Annotated in this window: 11 protein-coding genes; 3 read left to right on the plus strand and 8 right to left on the minus strand. The window is 60.3% G+C overall.

From position 1 onward, the window contains the following. Positions 1-297: 297 nt before the first annotated feature. Complete coding sequence (gene acnB / locus AACY18_RS18250) at positions 298-2907, plus strand: bifunctional aconitate hydratase 2/2-methylisocitrate dehydratase (protein ID WP_339432750.1); 2610 nt, start codon at positions 298-300, stop codon at positions 2905-2907. Between the two features lie 77 nt (positions 2908-2984). Here acnB and AACY18_RS18255 read toward each other — a convergent pair whose 3' ends face one another. From AACY18_RS18255 to AACY18_RS18265, 3 genes are all read right to left on the minus strand, one after another. After that, positions 2985-4628, minus strand: a complete 1644-nt coding sequence (locus AACY18_RS18255) for a SulP family inorganic anion transporter (RefSeq protein WP_339465605.1) — start codon at positions 4626-4628, stop codon at positions 2985-2987. Positions 4629-4708: 80 nt separating this feature from the next. After that, complete coding sequence (locus AACY18_RS18260) at positions 4709-5986, minus strand: HAAAP family serine/threonine permease (protein WP_339465642.1); 1278 nt, start codon at positions 5984-5986, stop codon at positions 4709-4711. Positions 5987-6473: 487 nt separating this feature from the next. Next, positions 6474-6839, minus strand: coding sequence for a DUF6124 family protein (locus tag AACY18_RS18265; RefSeq protein ID WP_339465606.1), 366 nt, complete (start codon positions 6837-6839; stop codon positions 6474-6476). 767 nt (positions 6840-7606) lie between these two features. Between AACY18_RS18265 and AACY18_RS18270 the strand changes: the two genes are divergently transcribed. Both AACY18_RS18270 and AACY18_RS18275 read left to right on the plus strand, forming a co-directional pair. After that, on the plus strand, positions 7607-8131 hold the full coding sequence (locus AACY18_RS18270) for a cysteine hydrolase family protein (RefSeq protein WP_339465608.1): 525 nt from the start codon (positions 7607-7609) through the stop codon (positions 8129-8131). Positions 8132-8390: 259 nt separating this feature from the next. Then, the gene (locus AACY18_RS18275; protein ID WP_339465610.1) at positions 8391-9359 is read left to right on the plus strand and encodes a 2-hydroxyacid dehydrogenase; all 969 of its coding nucleotides are present in this window, start codon (positions 8391-8393) and stop codon (positions 9357-9359) included. Here AACY18_RS18275 and tssA read toward each other — a convergent pair. From tssA to AACY18_RS18300, 5 genes are read right to left on the minus strand one after another with little or no spacing between them, the layout of a single operon-like run. Then, positions 9356-10438 (minus strand): type VI secretion system protein TssA, encoded by a 1083-nt coding sequence (gene tssA, locus AACY18_RS18280; protein ID WP_339432706.1) that lies wholly within the window; start codon positions 10436-10438, stop codon positions 9356-9358. The two genes, AACY18_RS18275 and tssA, sit on opposite strands and share 4 nt — an antisense overlap. After that, the gene (locus AACY18_RS18285) at positions 10435-14259 is read right to left on the minus strand and encodes a type VI secretion system protein (RefSeq protein ID WP_339465611.1); all 3825 of its coding nucleotides are present in this window, start codon (positions 14257-14259) and stop codon (positions 10435-10437) included. Before AACY18_RS18285 ends, tssA begins: the two co-directional genes overlap by 4 nt. Beyond that, on the minus strand, positions 14256-15020 hold the full coding sequence (locus AACY18_RS18290) for a DotU/TssL family secretion system protein (protein ID WP_339465612.1): 765 nt from the start codon (positions 15018-15020) through the stop codon (positions 14256-14258). Before AACY18_RS18290 ends, AACY18_RS18285 begins: the two co-directional genes overlap by 4 nt. An 18-nt stretch (positions 15021-15038) precedes the next feature. Continuing rightward, entirely contained in the window at positions 15039-16370 is a 1332-nt protein-coding gene (gene tssK, locus AACY18_RS18295) for a type VI secretion system baseplate subunit TssK (protein ID WP_339432709.1), read from the minus strand. A gap of 46 nt (positions 16371-16416) precedes the next feature. Beyond that, the gene (locus AACY18_RS18300; protein ID WP_339432710.1) at positions 16417-16863 is read right to left on the minus strand and encodes a type VI secretion protein; all 447 of its coding nucleotides are present in this window, start codon (positions 16861-16863) and stop codon (positions 16417-16419) included. Positions 16864-17085: the final 222 nt, after the last annotated feature.

The raw sequence follows: 17085 nt of genomic DNA on the forward strand, positions 1-17085 counted from the left end.
AGAATCAGCCAGCCTTTTAAGGCGCCAATGTCCGTTAGAAGCTGTTTTCAAAGCGTCACGAGCACAGTCGTTCCTTCAGAGCGGTGTTGGCGAAGGGTTTTTCCAGCGGGGAAAAACTCAACGCCAACCCTCATCAGCTCCCCGTTCTGCAGGCGTAAAACTTTGAAAGCAGCTTCTGTAAGGAATAGCCGGTAATTCTGGCCAAGCGACCCACAACGTCGCGAGGTGCATGAGTACGGCCATTTCGGGATGAGCGTCCCGGACACCCATTTGGGACCACTGATGAGGGTAATAACTGTGCTTGAAGCCTACCGCAAACATATCGAAGAGCGTGCAGCCCTGGGTATCGTTCCCCAGCCGCTTAACGCCGAACAAACAGCAGGCCTGGTCGAGCTGCTGAAGAACCCTCCGGCTGGCGAAGAAGAATTTCTCGTTGACCTGATCACCAATCGCATTCCACCTGGCGTGGACGAAGCGGCTTACGTTAAAGCCGGCTTCCTGTCTGCACTGGCCAAGGGCGAAGTTGCCTCCCCTCTGCTGGACAAAAAACGCGCTGTAGAACTGCTCGGCACCATGCAGGGCGGCTACAACATCGTGACCCTGGTTGACCTGCTGGACGACGCCGAACTGGCGCCCGTCGCTGCCGCGCAACTCAAGCACACCCTGCTGATGTTCGATGCGTTCCACGACGTGGCCGAAAAAGCCAAGAACGGCAATGCTCACGCCCAAGCCGTGCTGCAATCCTGGGCTGACGGCGAGTGGTTCAAGAACCGCCCGACCCTGGCCGACAAGATCAGCCTGCGCGTGTTCAAGGTCACCGGCGAAACCAACACCGACGACCTGTCCCCTGCCCCTGATGCCTGGTCGCGTCCAGACATCCCGCTGCACGCGCTGGCCATGCTGAAAATGGCTCGCGACGGCATCGTTCCTGATCAGCAGGGCGCCATCGGCCCGATGAAGCAGATCGAAGAAATGCGCGGTCAAGGCTTCCCGATCGCCTACGTCGGTGACGTGGTCGGTACCGGATCCTCGCGTAAATCGGCCACCAACTCGGTGCTGTGGTTCTTCGGTGACGACGTTCCTTACGTGCCGAACAAGCGCGCTGGCGGTTTCTGCTTCGGCAGCAAAATCGCTCCGATCTTCTACAACACCATGGAAGATGCCGGCGCACTGCCAATCGAGTTCGACGTCTCGAACATGAACATGGGCGACGTGATCGACCTGTACCCGCACGCCGGCAAAGTCTGCAAGCACGGTACCGACGAAGTCATCACCACCTTCGAAATGAAGACCCCTGTGCTGCTGGACGAAGTCCGTGCCGGCGGTCGTATTCCGCTGATCATCGGCCGCGGCCTGACCGAGAAGGCGCGCGCCGAACTGGGTCTGCCTGCGTTCGACCTGTTCAAGAAGCCTGAAGCACCGGCTGAAAGCACCAAGGGCTTCACCCTGGCGCAGAAAATGGTCGGCAAGGCTTGCGGTCTGGCAGAAGGCCAAGGCGTTCGTCCTGGCACCTACTGCGAACCGAAGATGACCACCGTCGGCTCTCAGGACACCACCGGTCCAATGACCCGTGACGAACTGAAAGACCTGGCATGCCTGGGCTTCTCCGCTGATCTGGTGATGCAGTCCTTCTGCCACACCGCGGCTTATCCAAAGCCGATCGACGTGACCACCCACCACACCCTGCCTGACTTCATCATGACCCGTGGCGGCGTTTCCCTGCGTCCGGGCGACGGCATCATCCACTCGTGGCTCAACCGCATGCTGCTGCCGGACACCGTCGGTACCGGTGGTGACTCGCACACCCGTTTCCCGATGGGCATCTCGTTCCCGGCCGGTTCCGGTCTGGTCGCGTTCGCCGCTGCCACCGGCGTCATGCCGCTGGACATGCCGGAATCGATCCTGGTGCGCTTCAAAGGCAAAATGAAACCCGGCATCACCCTGCGTGACCTGGTTCATGCCATTCCTTACTTCGCCATTCAGAACGGTCTGCTGACCGTCGAGAAGAAAGGCAAGAAGAACGCCTTCTCCGGACGCATCCTGGAAATCGAAGGCCTGGAAGGTCTGACGCTGGAACAGGCTTTCGAGCTGTCCGACGCCTCGGCCGAACGTTCGGCTGCCGGTTGCACCATCAAGCTGTCGAAAGAGTCGATCACCGAGTACCTGAACTCCAACATCACCCTGCTGCGCTGGATGATCGGCGAAGGCTACGGCGATGCACGTACCCTGGAACGTCGCGCGCAAGCAATGGAAGCCTGGGTTGCCAACCCTGAGCTGATGGAAGCCGATGCCGACGCCGAATACGCCGAAGTCATCGAAATCGATCTGGCCGACGTCAACGAGCCTGTGCTCTGCGCGCCGAACGATCCGGACGACGCCCGTCTGCTGTCCAGCGTTGCTGGCGAGAAGATCGACGAAGTGTTCATCGGTTCGTGCATGACCAACATCGGTCACTTCCGCGCTGCCGGTAAACTGCTGGACCAGGTCAAGGGTCAGCTGCCAACCCGTCTGTGGCTGTCGCCGCCGACCAAAATGGACGCTCACCAACTGACCGAAGAAGGCTACTACGGCATCTACGGCAAGGCTGGTGCTCGCATGGAAATGCCAGGCTGCTCGCTGTGCATGGGTAACCAGGCACGCGTTGAGCCGAACAGCACCGTGGTGTCGACCTCCACCCGTAACTTCCCGAACCGTCTGGGCGACGGCGCGAACGTCTACCTGGCTTCGGCCGAGCTGGCGTCCGTTGCTTCGATCCTGGGTCGCCTGCCGACCGTCGAGGAGTACATGGAATACGCTGGCAAGATCGACAGCATGGCGGCCGATATCTACCGCTACCTGTCCTTCGACCAGATTGCCGAGTTCCGTGAAGCGGCTGCGAACGCCAACATCCCGGTCGTTCAAGCCTAACGCTGCAACGCAATGAAAAACGCCGCCCATCGTGAGATGAGCGGCGTTTTTTTATACCCCAAACAATCGGACTCAAATTACCTGTGGGATTGGGCTTGCTGGACAGCGCCATCGACACTTAGCCCGCTGAGAATCACGTCATTGGCAGAAACCTCCGGCAGCTTCGCCAAGGCACTCTTGGCCTCATGTTTGAGCCGCGCCAGGATCAGTCGCTTACCCTCCTGATCCACCCGCAGAAAAAACTCCTGCATGGCCTCGATGCTGGTGCCATCCAGGTTGGGCGTTTCCTCCAGGCTGAGGATCACCGTGTGCACCGGCACCGGCGAATGGCGGACCAAATGCAACGCCGCGCCGAGAATCCGTTCGACATTGGCAAAGAACAACGCCTCACTGGGCCGCACAATCAACACACCCGACTCCGTTGTCGCGCTCGGATGACGCTGCAAGTCGACGAAATCATGCCCGCCGTCAATCCGCCCCAGTACCTGAATATCCGCCGCCGACATCTGCTTGAGCATCAGCAATACACTGATTGCCACCGACACCAGCAAACCATCCAGCACGCCCAATACCAGCACCGCGCCCACAGCACAGAGCACCAATACCCGATCCCGGCGCCAAATGAAGTAGCGACCCAGCGGCTGCAAGCTCAAGCCCCTGCCCAGCGCATGCATGACGATGGCGGCAAGAATCGGCTCCGGCGTCAGGGCGATCCATGGCAACACCGTCAGCACGATCAGCAACACCACCATCGCCGCAACCCCACCCGCCCAGCGTGAAGTCGCACCCGCCGCCTCATTCGCCGATGTCGCCGAATACCCTGCCCCTGCCGGCATGCCATGAAACAACCCGGACAACAGGTTCGACGCCCCCAATGCCAGCAGATCGCGATTGGAAGTCACCCGATCGCCATGCTTGAGCGCAAACGAACTGATCGAGCCGAAAGACTCCGCATACAGAATCATCACCAGCGCAAACCCCACCTCCCCCAACCGCAGCCAATCAGCAAATGGCAGCACTGGCAGAGTCGGCACTTCCAGGCTCAGATCGATGAGTCCGATCATCTTCACGCCATACGCCGGCAGGTTCAGCCATTGCCCGGCCACAATGCCGATCACCACCACCAGCAAGCCACCCGGCACCCGTGGAAAGCGTGAGAACAGCCCCAGCAACACCAGCGCCACAGCGGCGACGCCCGCCGCCGGCCAGTTCCATTGCGGCAGTTGCTCCAGCAGTTGCGGGGCGAAGCGCACCAGATTGGCGTCGCTCAGATGCACACCGACGACGCTGGCAACCTGTTTGAGAATGATCGTCAGCGCCAGACCAAAGGCAAATCCGCGCAACACCGGTTTGGCGATGAACGCGGTGACGCTGCCGAAACGAAAGATCCCGGCCAGAAAAAACAGCGCCCCGGTGACCAGCACCAAGCCGACCGCCAAGGTCGAGCGTAATTGTGGATCACCCTGAGCCAGCGTCGCCGTCGCCGCCGCCAGCACCGCCGCGGATGACGAGGTGGCCGAAACAATCGCAAAGCGACTGGTGCCGAACAACCCGTAACAGAGCAAACCGGCAAACAGCGCGATGACTCCGGCCTGCGGCGCCAGCGCGGCGATGGTCGAATACGCGACGGCTTCAGGCAACAGAAGCCCGGCAATCGACAGGCCGGCGAGTACGTCCTGCCAGCGGTGGGTGGGTTCAACAGGTTGCGGGGCGCTCGACAATCCACTGTCTCCAGACGAAAAAAAGCCGCTGTGCGCATCACGCACAGCGGCCACTGTAGCTGAGTATCCGGCGCTTTGGCCTACGCCGTCAGCGAATAAATCAACGCCGAAATCGCCACCAGCCCCACAGCCGTGACAAACACGTTCGACGCCTGCCCACGATAGCGCGCCATCGCCGGCACTTTACGAATCGCGTACATCGGCATCAAAAACAGAATGGCCGCAATCACCGGGCCGCCGATGGTTTCAATCATGCCCAGAATGCTCGGGTTCAGCGTCGCCACGATCCAGCAGATGACCAGCATGAACGCCGCCACAATGCGATCCAGCGCTTTCGCCCCCGGACGCTTGCCGCTCTTGACGATCAGACCTTTCAGACCTTCGCTGGCACCGATGTAATGACCGAGGAACGACTTGGAAATCGCCACAAATGCAATCAACGGCGCCGCGAAGGCGATGGTCGGGTTGCTGAAGTGGTTGGCCAGGTACGACAGGATCGACAGGTTCTGCGCCTTCGCTTCAGCCAGTTGCGCGGGCGACAGCGTCAGCACGCAACTGAACACGAAGAACAGCACCATCAGCACCATCAACGCATGAGCGCGGGACAGGATCTGCGAACTGCGCTCTTGTGCGTGAACGCCGTAACGACGCTTCTGATCGACCGCAAACGCGGAAATGATCGGCGAGTGGTTGAACGAGAACACCATCACCGGAATGGCCAGCCACAGCGTATGCAGCAACGCGGATGGCGCCGGTACGTGCGAAGCGGTGGCGAGGATGCCGCCATTCCAGTGCGGGATCAGGTACACCGCCAGAAACAGCAGCGCGACGATAAACGGGTAAACCATCAGGCTCATCGCCTTGACGATCACCTGCTCGCCGCAACGTACCACCGCCAGCAGACCGAGGATCAGCACAAACGACAAAATCACCCGCGGTGGCGGCGTAATGTGCAGTTGGTGTTCGAGGAAACTGGCAACCGTGTTGGTCAGGCCCACGCTATAGATCAGCAGAATCGGGAAAATGGCGAAAAAGTACAGCAATGTGATCAGCGCCCCGGCCTTGATGCCGAAATGCTGCTCGACCACTTCAGTGATGTCGGCGCCTTCGCGACCGGAGAGCACAAAACGGGTCAGGCCACGGTGTGCGTAGAACGTCATCGGGAACGCCAGCAGCGCGAGAATCACCAGCGGCCAGAAGCCGCCCAGCCCCGCATTGATTGGCAAAAACAGGGTACCGGCGCCAATCGCCGTCCCAAACAGTCCCAACATCCAGGTGGTGTCCTGGCGACTCCAGCTCGACAGCTCGGCTGGTGCTGCTTCATAGCGTTCGTTGACGCTATTGGCCTGCTCATTCATCCGGTCGGATCTCCGCATTCCGGTCACTTGCCACTCGGTCAGGACGCGTCGGAAAAAACCGACAGACATGCTCCGGCCGAAACAGGGGCACGATTCTCCGTGATAAATCAACAGAAGCAAAGACTTAGCTGAGCAATGGTTGTACGGATCAGATTATTGAATGTCGCTTTTGGCAAAATATATGTCGGCCATGGAAAGGTTAACTGTCGTTTTTAGGCATGTTTCAGTGCCACATGTGACCGAAAAAACTTGATCAGACCGATCGACCCAATATGAATCCAAGTGAAATGCAAAACTGGCCTTCCTTGGCTGTTGGCAGTGGCTGCTCAGACTGCATTGTGTCCTCATGATTTCGCGCTCATCGCTTGCCGGAAAGCGGATGGATCCGAGGGTTTCGCAGGCAAAATCCGGGAGTCGAGCAGGCCGCCTCATACAACGCAATGACAGAGACTGCGGCGAGGCGAATGACCCCGCCGCAGCGTTTGGCTTATTCCGTGGGCACCAGATTATCGAGCACCTGATTGACCGCCAGTTCAGCCAGCATCACGTTCTGGGCGATGCCTAATGCGGTCTGGCGATGGGTGCCTTCCAGCAGGGCGGCGAAGTTGTTGAGCATGACGTTGGCCGAACCGAGGGTTTCGCTCGCATCGGCCAGCAGGGGTTCGTTGCCGGCGGCGGGGTTGGCCATGTACAGGCGATTGGGTGCGTAGGGCGCGGCCATGACTTTGGCGGCTGGCGGATCCAGGTAGTGGTCGAGGGCGCGCTCGGCGGCTTCGTGGAATTTCTTGGAGCCAGGGGATTCGTAGGGGGATGCCGGATCGGGATTCGGCGGGTTTGGCGTTACCTTGAACATAGTCGCTTTCTCTATAAGAGGCCGCAACGATTTCGCCGCTAAGCGAAAGGGTGGCAGCTGTGCGCAAGTTAGCGGACCGGATAAGCAACAAAAACCGGTGCGCCCGAGGGCGCCATGCGCACAGCCACCATAGAGTGCAGGCGAAGGGGTGCCTGACTGAATGTCGCTTGTACAACCGATGTCGTTTATTCGGACCGCTAAGCCCGATCACTGGAAATCAGTGATGCGAACCAAGTTACCGACCGCCCTCCAGGCGCACAAGCCGGCGGATTCTGGCGCACGCGTAGGCAACGACGCAAGAATTTGTGGGCATTGGCACGTAACTACGGATGTCTTTACACGGAAGCCAAGAATCGCGTTTATCAGCTACAAAAGCTGACGAAATATCTGACAGATTGCAGGTAACCAACGTGCGACTCAGGTTTGGACCTATTAGTAAATGGTGGGGTGTATCGCACACAACTGCGCGCGGGCTTGCTCGCAAAGGCGTGTACATCAACCGCGTGGAAGTCAAAAAAGAGAACGGCGCCGCTCAATACTTCACCTGATTCGGTCATTGACAGCCCGGCAACACGGCCAGCATGATCAGCCCCATGAACCTTCGCGCGCTGCACCTCACCCGTACCACCACGACCGCCACCGGCGGGTCGTGGTGTTTGTGCCTGAGGTAACCCCAGCGCAGCAAACCCAAGGCCCCGCCAGCAATGGACGGGGCCTTGTTGTTTCTCCCGTCCGTGCGGCAATTTTTGTCACTCAAGGAGAAACACATGTGCGCAGCACTGTTGATTATCGATATGCAGGTCGGTCTGTTCCAGGGTCCGCAAGCCCCCCACGACGGCGAACGGGTGCTCGCCAACATCCAGCACTTGATCAAAAAGGCGCGTCAACAAAACGTTCCGATCTTCGCCGTGCGCCACACTGGCCCACAAGGTTCGCCGATTGCCGCGGGCAGCCCATTCTGGCAATTGCTGCCAGCGCTTGAACTGGACGCTGAAATCGACATTCTCTTTGACAAATCCCGCCCTAATGCCTTCCACGGAACTGAACTGGCGCAACAACTCAAAACCGAAAAAATCGGAGAGCTTTACATCGTAGGCATGAAGACTCAGTTCTGCATCGACAGCACCTGTCGCGCCGCCGCCGATCTGGGTCTCAAACCCGTGCTGGTGGCCGATGCCCACACTTGCATGGACACTCCGCTGTTGGCCGCCCAAGCCATCATCGACCATCACAACGCAACCCTCGGTGCAGCCTTCGCACGGTTAATCAACAGTGCCGATGTGACATTCTGACGGGGCGCCTCGCGAATCGATGCCGCTGCGCCGTACTGCGGCGTCGATACGAGACTGCTGACCGTCCCGCTCAAACACGATCAGTCGCCAACCTTGAGCGCACTGGATAGCCGGTGTGCTGCGGCCCTTGCTTCTTGCGCGAAGCCGTCCAGAATCAAAGCACCCATGCTTGAATGTCGAACATTGCCATGCTGCCTTGCTATCAGCACTCTGAAACTCATTTGATGCCCTCGACACCGACGATCACAGGAGCCGCGCAATGCCCGCATCCGTTCTGGTACTGGTTGAAACCATCAATGACTATTTGCCGATTCTTGAACATCAGGGCTTCCACCTGATTCTGGCGCCGACACCCGCCGAACGCGCTCAAGCGATCGCCACCCATGGCAGCCGCATCGACGCTGTGCTCACCCGTGGCCCCTTAGGCCTGACCGCCGACGAAATCGCCGCCCTGCCCACGCTGAAAATCATCACCGTGATTGGTGCCGGTTACGAACACGTCGACTTGCAAGCCGCCAGTGATCGCGGGATCACTGTGACCAATGGCGCCGGGGTCAACGCCTCGTCGGTGGCTGATCACGCGATGGCCATGCTGCTGGCGTTGGTGCGTGACATTCCACGTTGCGATGCGGCCGTGCGTCGGGGTGAATGGCCGAAGATCATGCGTCCGTCGCTGGCCGGCAAACATTTGGGGATTCTCGGCTTGGGATCTGTGGGCATGGCGATTGCCAAACGCGCAGGCCTGGGCTTCGACATGCCGATCAGCTATCACAGCCGTCAGGTACGCAATGACGTGCCTTACGCGTTCTGCTCGACGCCGACCGAATTGGCTCGGGCGTCGGACTTTCTCATCGTCGCCACACCCGGCGGCATCGGCACTCAGCACCTGGTAACCCGCCCGGTACTTGATGCGCTGGGGCCCAAAGGTTTCATCGTCAATATTGCGCGGGCGAGTGTGATCGCCACCGCGGACCTGATCACGGCCCTTGAACAACGCCGAATCGCCGGTGCCGCGCTGGATGTATTCGACCACGAACCACAAGTGCCGGAGGCGCTGAAAGCCCTCAGCAATGTGCTGCTCACGCCACACGTCGCCGGTCTGTCACCGGAAGCCATTCGAGGTACCGTCGAGTTGGTGGGCAAAAACCTCGTGGCGTTTTTTTCAGGCCAACCGGTACTCACACCGATTCAACTGCCGTCGAGAACCGGCAATCAGCGCGTGCACTAAAGCACCCCGAGCAACGTCCATAAACGTCGTGACTCGGCATCTGCCGAGATCAACTCGCCAAGCAGCTCGCTCAGCGGTTTGTTGCCCCACTCGACTCCACGCCGGATGAGATACGGCACCGGGCTATGGGGCTCGGTGCGCGCCAGGTATTCGGCGATCAGCAGCAATTGGCGGTAGGCCTCTTCGCGGCTGGCCGGTTCGCTAAACACCTGAGCCACTGGGGTTTCTTCAGTCGATGGCGCCACGGCGGCGGGTACGTCGGGCATTGGCGCGGACGACGCCGGTTGTTGTGGGTGCATGGCGATAAACTCCTGAACCAGCTTCAGCAGCGCTTCAATGATGTCCTGCAACGGGCGTAACCCCGGGCCCTGATCGCCCAGATAAGCCTCGCTCCAGGTGTCGAGCCGTTGCAGGTGTTGCAGGCTCAGCAGCAGATTGCCTTGGGTGCGTAGCCAGAACGCCAGCGGCGTAACGCGGATCTGATCGTTGAGTTTCTTCTGTTCATTGCTCGCGGTTTGCGCCGATGTCTTGGCATTCTTGCTGTCGTTGGCCTGCACCTGCTGAACCTGCAAACGCCGCCAGACTTCAAGGGTATAGGCCTCGAAATCGCTGTTGCGACTGCCGAACAGCGGCACCCGGGTGAGCAACACCTCGCTGTATCGACGCACCAGCCATTCCAGAGGAATAACCCGCCATGACTGGTCGCCGTCCTCGGCTTGCGGGTGCAACTGGTCGGGAAAACGCTCACACAAACCGGCAATCAGCGCCAGGCTACCGGGTAAACCGTCCAGCGCCTGTTGGTGCAGCCACGCTTCGCCGAGCCAGGCGCTGAGCATCAGGTCCTTGCTGCGTTCCAGCAACAACGTGGTCGTGAGCTTTTCGACTTGCGGCCAGTTCGCCCGCTTCAGCGTCGACTGCCACACGCCGGTCGGCAGGCTGGCGTCGTCTTCGCGGCGCAGGTCGCGCAACTGGTCGAACTCGCGTTCATAGCGCAGATCGACGCCGCACGGCGCTTCTGCGCTGATCGGCGCAAGCAACTGATCAATCAGATCCGGCAACGGGGTCGATGGCAGATTCACAATCCCTCCTTCTGCGATTCAATGGCGGCCGTCGTCGTGCCGATGAACTGAAACGGTGAGTGCGGTGCGCGCGTGGGCAACGGTGCAATCGACAGCGGCAGTTTCGAGCCCTGACTCATCAACGACAGGCGCACGTACATCCGTGCGAATTCACTGGTAACGCTGTCGGGCGCCCCGGTCACCGGCAAACGCAGGGCCAGCGGGAAATCGGTGTAATCCATGCTCGGCTGGCGCTGCACCGAGAAATGCGCACGCATCAGGCGCAGCAGCGACCACGGCCCGCCGTACTCCCAGCCTGCCTCCAGATCGCGCACCACCAGGTTCGGTTGCAGCGGATCGTTGACCGGACGTTCCTTGCCGTTACGCGCCCAGCGCAGGGTCAGGCGAATAGGCTGGCCAACCCTCCAGCGCAGATTCGGCTCTTCGGCTGCCGGGTAGTTGATCTCCTGACGGCCGGCGAGCAGGCTCCAGGCAATCACCTTATCGGCGCCCTTTTCATCATCGCGATCGGTACGCCAACGCACGTCCAGTTCAACGCCGAGAATGCCGCTCTTGTCGCGCACGAACAGCGGCTTGAGCCAGACGCTCGCCTGCTTCAGGCGATTGAGAAAATCTTCCGCCGCCAAGCGTTCCGGTGTCTGGCTCAGGACCAGTCCGGCCTGCGCCACCGGCAAGCGTTTGTCGATGATGTCGAGGAAATACTGAACCCGTGCCGGGTCGGCATCCTGCGCTTGCACGCCATTGGCGAAGGGAAAGCGATCGGCCAGGTATTGATTGAAATAGTTGGCCAGTTCATTCCATGCCGCTGCGGCCTGTTGCTGTTGCAGGGACTGGCAACGCTGCATGGCGGACTGTTGCAGTTCCACGGCACGCATCGCCAGCGTGCTGCGTCCGGGAGCAACATTGGCGGTCTGTAATACGTGTTCGCACGAGGCGGTATCCATCTCGATGAAATCGCGGCTGACCAGTTGCTCGATCTGCGCCGGTGAGCTGGCCGGGTTCGAATCCTTGTACTTGAGCAAGTCGTCGTTGAGCGCGCTGAACTGTGTCACCCGCTCGTAATCCAGCGCCGACAGACTGCCCTGTTGAGTCATCAGCCATTGCAACGCCGAGGTGCGCCGTTCGGTGATGCCGAGCATGGTGTTGAACTGCTGCTTGAGGCTCAGTTTCAAGTCCTGCACATCACTGGCGCCGTACAGTTGCAGACCGAGGTTTTTCGAGCCGTCCCACTGACTGACTTCAGTGCGCCCGCCAAACAGCGGCTGGTCGCTGATTTCATTCAGGCCACTGACAATCTGCGCCATCGCCCGACGGTTCAACCCGCCTTGCAAACGTGCCGCCAGATCACTGCGACGCAGTTCCACAAAGGCTTTTTGCAGGGCCATGGCCTGCTCGGCGCGCACGTTGAACACTGCGTACGATTGAGTCCGGTCGTCGTGATCCCTGAGGCTGAGCCACATCGCCTGGGCGGCGGCGTTTTCGGCGGCTTGCAACACCGCGCCGCGATAGGCCGGCGGGATCCGGGGCAGCTCTTCAGCCACGTAGCTTTTGTAACTGGCGAAATAGCTCAACGACAGGTTGAAGTCATCGCCGTCCACGGTCTGGCCTTGCATGCCCCCATTGTCTTGATTGGCGCGCAAGGCAACGGCCAGAAAATCGCGTTTGAATAGCGACTGCAGGGCGTTATCGAGTTTGATCACGTGTTCCTGCAGCGCCAGTTGTCCACTGCCTTGCTGCACCAGCAAGTTGTCCCGTGAACCTGCGCGGGCGATCCATTGGTCACGAAAACTCTGCTGCAATTTGCTGGCCTGGTTTTCCAGTTGTTGCTCCACGGTTGGCCCCAGCAATGAACTCTTGTGCACCTTGTCGAGAAAAGCGCGATAGCCGGGCACCAGTTCCTGGCCCTTGCCGCGTCCCCACGCCGCGTTGGTCATGGAAATCGCTGCTTGCAGGCCATCAATCAGTGCGCGCAGTTCTTCCAGTTCACCGAGGCTGTTGCCGCTGCCGGCCTCCAGTTGTTCCAGGTGCAACTTGAGGTAACCGGCCTTGCTGACAAAGTTGTCGGCAAGGAAATACTGATTGAGCCAGAGTTCCATCAACCCGTTGAAGTTGCTCAGTATCAGCGGCTGCTCGACGCTCAAATCCAACGCCTGCAAATTGCCGCCATCACCCGCCGCCAACAACCGGTTGTAATACGCGGCATGGGGCAATGTCGCGGCATTGAGGTTCAGTGATAGAGCGCTGTTGCTCAGTTGCACCAGATCGTCCAGCGGTGCCCGCTGATTGTTCTGCACTTCGCCAAACAATTGGTTCTGCTGCTCCAGACGTAATGCCCGGTCCACCAGATCCGTGGCCTTTTGATAGTTTTTCCACTGCGCCGGGTCTTCACTTTCAATGCTGCTGCGCCGATCAGTGGCGCGGATCGTTTTGATTTTCGCCAGTTCAGCGACCAGCAGTTCATGCAGCGGCACGAGCATTTGACCCTGAGCTGAGCGGAACAGCTCCTGCTCAAGCAGGGTGTCCAGGGATGAAAACCAAGAGGACGGAAATGCCAGCGAAACGTAGCGCCATTGCGGTGCTCGCTCCAGCACCCGCCAGAAACCCTGCACATTGCGCCGGGTCGGTTCAATTCGATGCGCCTCATCGGTGACCGCCACGTAACTCTTTTGCGCGCCCTGCATCAGCCGCGCCAGTTCGTGGGCATCCTTGACCGACTGGTGCCAGACCCACAGCATCGCTACCGCCCAGACCACTGCGACCACCAACGCCACCCCGGCTGTCAGCCGCTGCCAACGCTGACGCAAACGCAACAGACGCGGCACGCCTTGGGCCAGTCCGTGTTCGCCGACCAGGCGCTGACGCCACAACTGGCGCACGAACACGCTCTGCTGCAAGCCGCTGTCATCGGCGCAAAAGCCGTCCTTGGCGTCCTCTGAAGCTTCATTGGCGGTGAAATACACACCGCGAAAACACGGTGCTTCGCCCTGCGCGTTGCCCTGAAAAACCGGTTCGAGCACGCTCTGAAGTCCACGGCGCAACGTCTCCAGACGCTCCGGCAAGGCGTACAGGTCGGCGCTCAACTGCCCCGACAACGTGCCGATTTCGATCACGGCTTCGGCCATGGCGCGGTGGATTCGATCCAGCGCCTGATCACTCCACTGCCCTTGCCACACGGCATCGCGCGCGTAGGGCGACGACCAGCCCAAGGTGCGTTCACGGGCCTCCTCGGGCAAGGCGCTGATCAGCTCCTGAAACCCCGGCAACTCTTCCAGTCCGGTGACGATCACGTACACCGGCACGCTCAAGCCAAAGCGTTGCAGCAGATCGATAAAGCGTCGGCGTGCGGCCAGACCAAGGCTGGCAGCCTGCTCAAGATTGCTCAGGTGGCTGACCGGCACCGTCCAGATCACGCCGTCCAGCGGCCGCTTGCTGCGCATGCGCAGGATCAACCCAAGCAGTCGCCACCAGCCACCGCGCTGCAAATGCATGCCGTCGTCCGGCAGAAACAATGCCTGCGGCACCACCAGCACAGCGCCTTCGGGGTCCGACCACCAGCGGCCAAACCACGCCGGTTTATCGGTCGGCTGCAATCGCCACTCGGTGACCAATTGCGTGCCTTGAGTTTCATCGCCGAGCATCAACATCCACGGCATCTGATAACGATCGTGACTGCCCTGCTCCTGCTCCATATGGCGCACGGACGCATAAAAACTGCGGATCGCCGCGCCGCTCTGGGTCCGTAGCCACCACACGGCCACGGCGATGATGACCAGCAACACCAGCAGTGCGACGACCCACGCGACAATCGTCAGGGGGCTCATGAGTCTTGCTCCGGCGCGGCCACTGAATCGGTCATTTGCAGCACCGGATCGAGCTCGGAACGAATGTCACGCCACAGGAACTGGCCAAGTCCGGTCAGCAACAACACCATCGCGAGAATACCCAACGCCAGACGAAAGCCGTCCGGCAGCGCGGTGCGCACGGGCAACTGCAACGGCGCCACCAGTGAAGGTTGCACCAGTCGCTGGCTGACATCGTCATACGTGGCTTCGTCCTGCCAGGCAAAGTTGAACAGGGCCAGCCGCCATTTCTCCCGTTGCGCCTGAGTGTGCTCACCGCGCAGGCGTCCGTGGAAGCCGAGAATCAGGCACTGCAAGTACACGTTGGCCAGATCGCGGGTGGTCGGTTGTTGTTCATCGAGAAGGGTTTGAATGGCCGCCGGCACTTGCTCGCCCGCCTGACGGCTGGCGTACAACCGCGACTCCAGCGGTTTTTCCTGCCACGCCGCTTGCCCCGGCCACGGCGTAAACAACAGGGTTTCATCGACCAGTGCAACAAACGCGTAAACCAGTGCCTTGACCTGATCCGTCGCCGAATCACCGACCCGCGAATACGCCGTGCGCCAGAGCCGTTGCGAAGCCTGCGTCGACAGCTCGACCACCGTCTCCACCAGCGCCGCTTCGTCGTCGCTGTCCTTGGGCAATTGCACCCAATCCTGTTGCCATTGCTGCCACGTCTGCCGGAACGCGCTGCTCAACGGTGCGTCCTGCAACCCCAGGCTTGCGGCACTTCCTTGCGACATACGGCGTTCCTTGTGTGATCAGGCACTTTCACTGTTCTGGGCGACAAACAGCACCACTTGCCATGGACTGCTGGTCAGCTTCGCGGCGGGGGCGGCGATCACCAGCGGCAGTTGCGCGTCGAACCACGCGCCTTCGGCGGTGATGACAAACAGGCGCGTGTCCTCGCCCACGCTGTAGGCCACCTGCTCGCTGCGGTTCATCACTTGATGGGGCAGACCGCTCATGCGCTGGCGACCGAGCAGCGAGATGTGTGGTGCCGAGGCGATGATCGCGCCGCGCAACCAGTCAATCGCGGCTTGCTCGCTGGCGCCGTTTGGCATGCGCAAGCCAATGACCAGACGCTGGCTCGGTTGCTCATCGGGCAACTGAATGGAAAAACTCTGCTCGCTGCGTTCGAACGGCAGGCTGCGATAGCCGGCGCGGATCAGTTCGAGGGTGGTTTCCAGCCACTGAAGCACCGCGTCGTAACCACGCTGCAATTCGAGAAAATCCAGCGGCGCAAACGCCGGCACACCGGCCAGCGGATCAAGCGCCGACCATGCACCGGCCATTCCGAGCAGTTGCACATAGAGCCTTTGCGGCTGGGCAATGCGGCTGTTCAGTGAACCTTCGACTTCCGGCAGGCGTGCCCATAGCGCGGTCAACTGCCGACGGATTTCCAGCGCATCATCCTGATTGCCGGCCTGTTGCGCCTGACGCAAGCGCCCGCCCAGAAACAGACACTTCTCCCGAGCCCGCGCGCAGAGCCCGGCGATGCGTCGACCGAGCACAGATTCGGGCAACAGGTTCGGCGTTGGCGGCGTATAACCCAGCGCCAGGAAGCCTCCGCCCTCCTTGCGGATTTTCAGCAGCGGCAGGCAGATCGAGTCGGCTTTGTTCAGTTGTGTGCACAGGCGTGGATTGGGTCGCCACACCGTGATCGATTCAGGGAATTGGCCGCTGGTGAGATCCGGCAGCGCCTCGCCGACGACCGATTGCAAACGGCCCTTGAGCGGCAGCAATTGTCCGGCGCGCCACATCGGGCTGATCGCCAGGAACACAGTGACGGTGGCGTCGTCAGTGGCGTTGATCGCCGCGCTGACATCCAGTTCCAGCACTGGGCCCACACCCGCCTGCACATCCACCGGCAAGCCGTCGGGCATCGTCCCTTGCAGCGACACCACCCGCACCACGCCGGCGCTCAGTGCCGACGGGTCAAACTCCATGTGGCTGACGCCCCAGAACCACGGGTTACACGCATGCGCCAGATGCGCGCCGAGTGCTTCGGCCCGCAGCCCCTGCAACTGAAAATGCTGCGGCAGCAATTGCATGCCTTCATGCCAGCAAACCGCGTCAGGTAGCAAACTCATACGACTCCCTTCGACCTCGCCGCGATCCGGCGGCGGGCGGTGTGTTTCAGTTTTCCTGACTGACCAGGCTCATCTCGCGACTGTCGAACTTCAGCCACGCTCGACGCTGATCATCGAGGCGCAAGCGGTGCGCTCCGGGAGTGTTATAGCTGGCGAAGACCAAAAGTCCAGCCGCCTTCTTGCCCCCCAGCGGGAAGGGTTGGTGGTCGATAAATTGCCCCGGCACCAACTCCAGCCCCCACACACTCATCAACTGACGATAGTCGCGCTGGTACTGTTCGCGCTCGGCAAACCACTGACTGGCGCTGATACCGGACAGTTGTTTGAGCAGATCAGGGTCGTTGACGGCGATGAAATCCACGGCAATCGGCGTGTCGTCGTTGGCCTTGGGGGCTACGTCGAGGGTCAGGCTGTCGAGGTCCACCGTCGGCTCGAAGAAAGAACAGCCCGTCAGAAGCACCAACCAAAACGCTACAAAAAATCGTCCGCACAAAATGAATTTTCCTTTTCTCGGCCGTGTCCAAAAATGTTTTTGCTTGCATTTTTATAGACCTGTTCTAGCGTCTTGGGTAGTTCGGTTCCTACAGCCGAATCCAAGAAGGTTTGTCAAAGGAACGACAGCTCATCTGCCACCCTTTCTAACCTACGGTCCAGCAAGGGAAAGCGATGAACGGGCCCCCCCGATGCATTGCGCCCGCTCATCGCATCGGAGTCC

Source organism: Pseudomonas sp. EA_65y_Pfl2_P74 (assembly GCF_963970575.1).
Taxonomy (GTDB): Bacteria; Pseudomonadota; Gammaproteobacteria; order Pseudomonadales; family Pseudomonadaceae; genus Aquipseudomonas; species Aquipseudomonas baetica_A.

Bases quoted from the DNA above. Each gene is read 5' to 3' on its own strand.
- AACY18_RS18265 (WP_339465606.1), bottom strand. From the start codon at position 6,839: ATGTTCAAGGTAACGCCAAACCCGCCGAATCCCGATCCGGCATCCCCC.
- AACY18_RS18260 (WP_339465642.1), bottom strand. From the start codon at position 5,986: ATGAATGAGCAGGCCAATAGCGTCAACGAACGCTATGAAGCAGCACCA.
- AACY18_RS18285 (WP_339465611.1), bottom strand. From the start codon at position 14,259: ATGAGCCCCCTGACGATTGTCGCGTGGGTCGTCGCACTGCTGGTGTTG.
- tssK (WP_339432709.1), bottom strand. From the start codon at position 16,370: ATGAGTTTGCTACCTGACGCGGTTTGCTGGCATGAAGGCATGCAATTG.
- AACY18_RS18275 (WP_339465610.1), top strand. From the start codon at position 8,391: ATGCCCGCATCCGTTCTGGTACTGGTTGAAACCATCAATGACTATTTG.
- AACY18_RS18290 (WP_339465612.1), bottom strand. From the start codon at position 15,020: ATGTCGCAAGGAAGTGCCGCAAGCCTGGGGTTGCAGGACGCACCGTTG.
- AACY18_RS18270 (WP_339465608.1), top strand. From the start codon at position 7,607: ATGTGCGCAGCACTGTTGATTATCGATATGCAGGTCGGTCTGTTCCAG.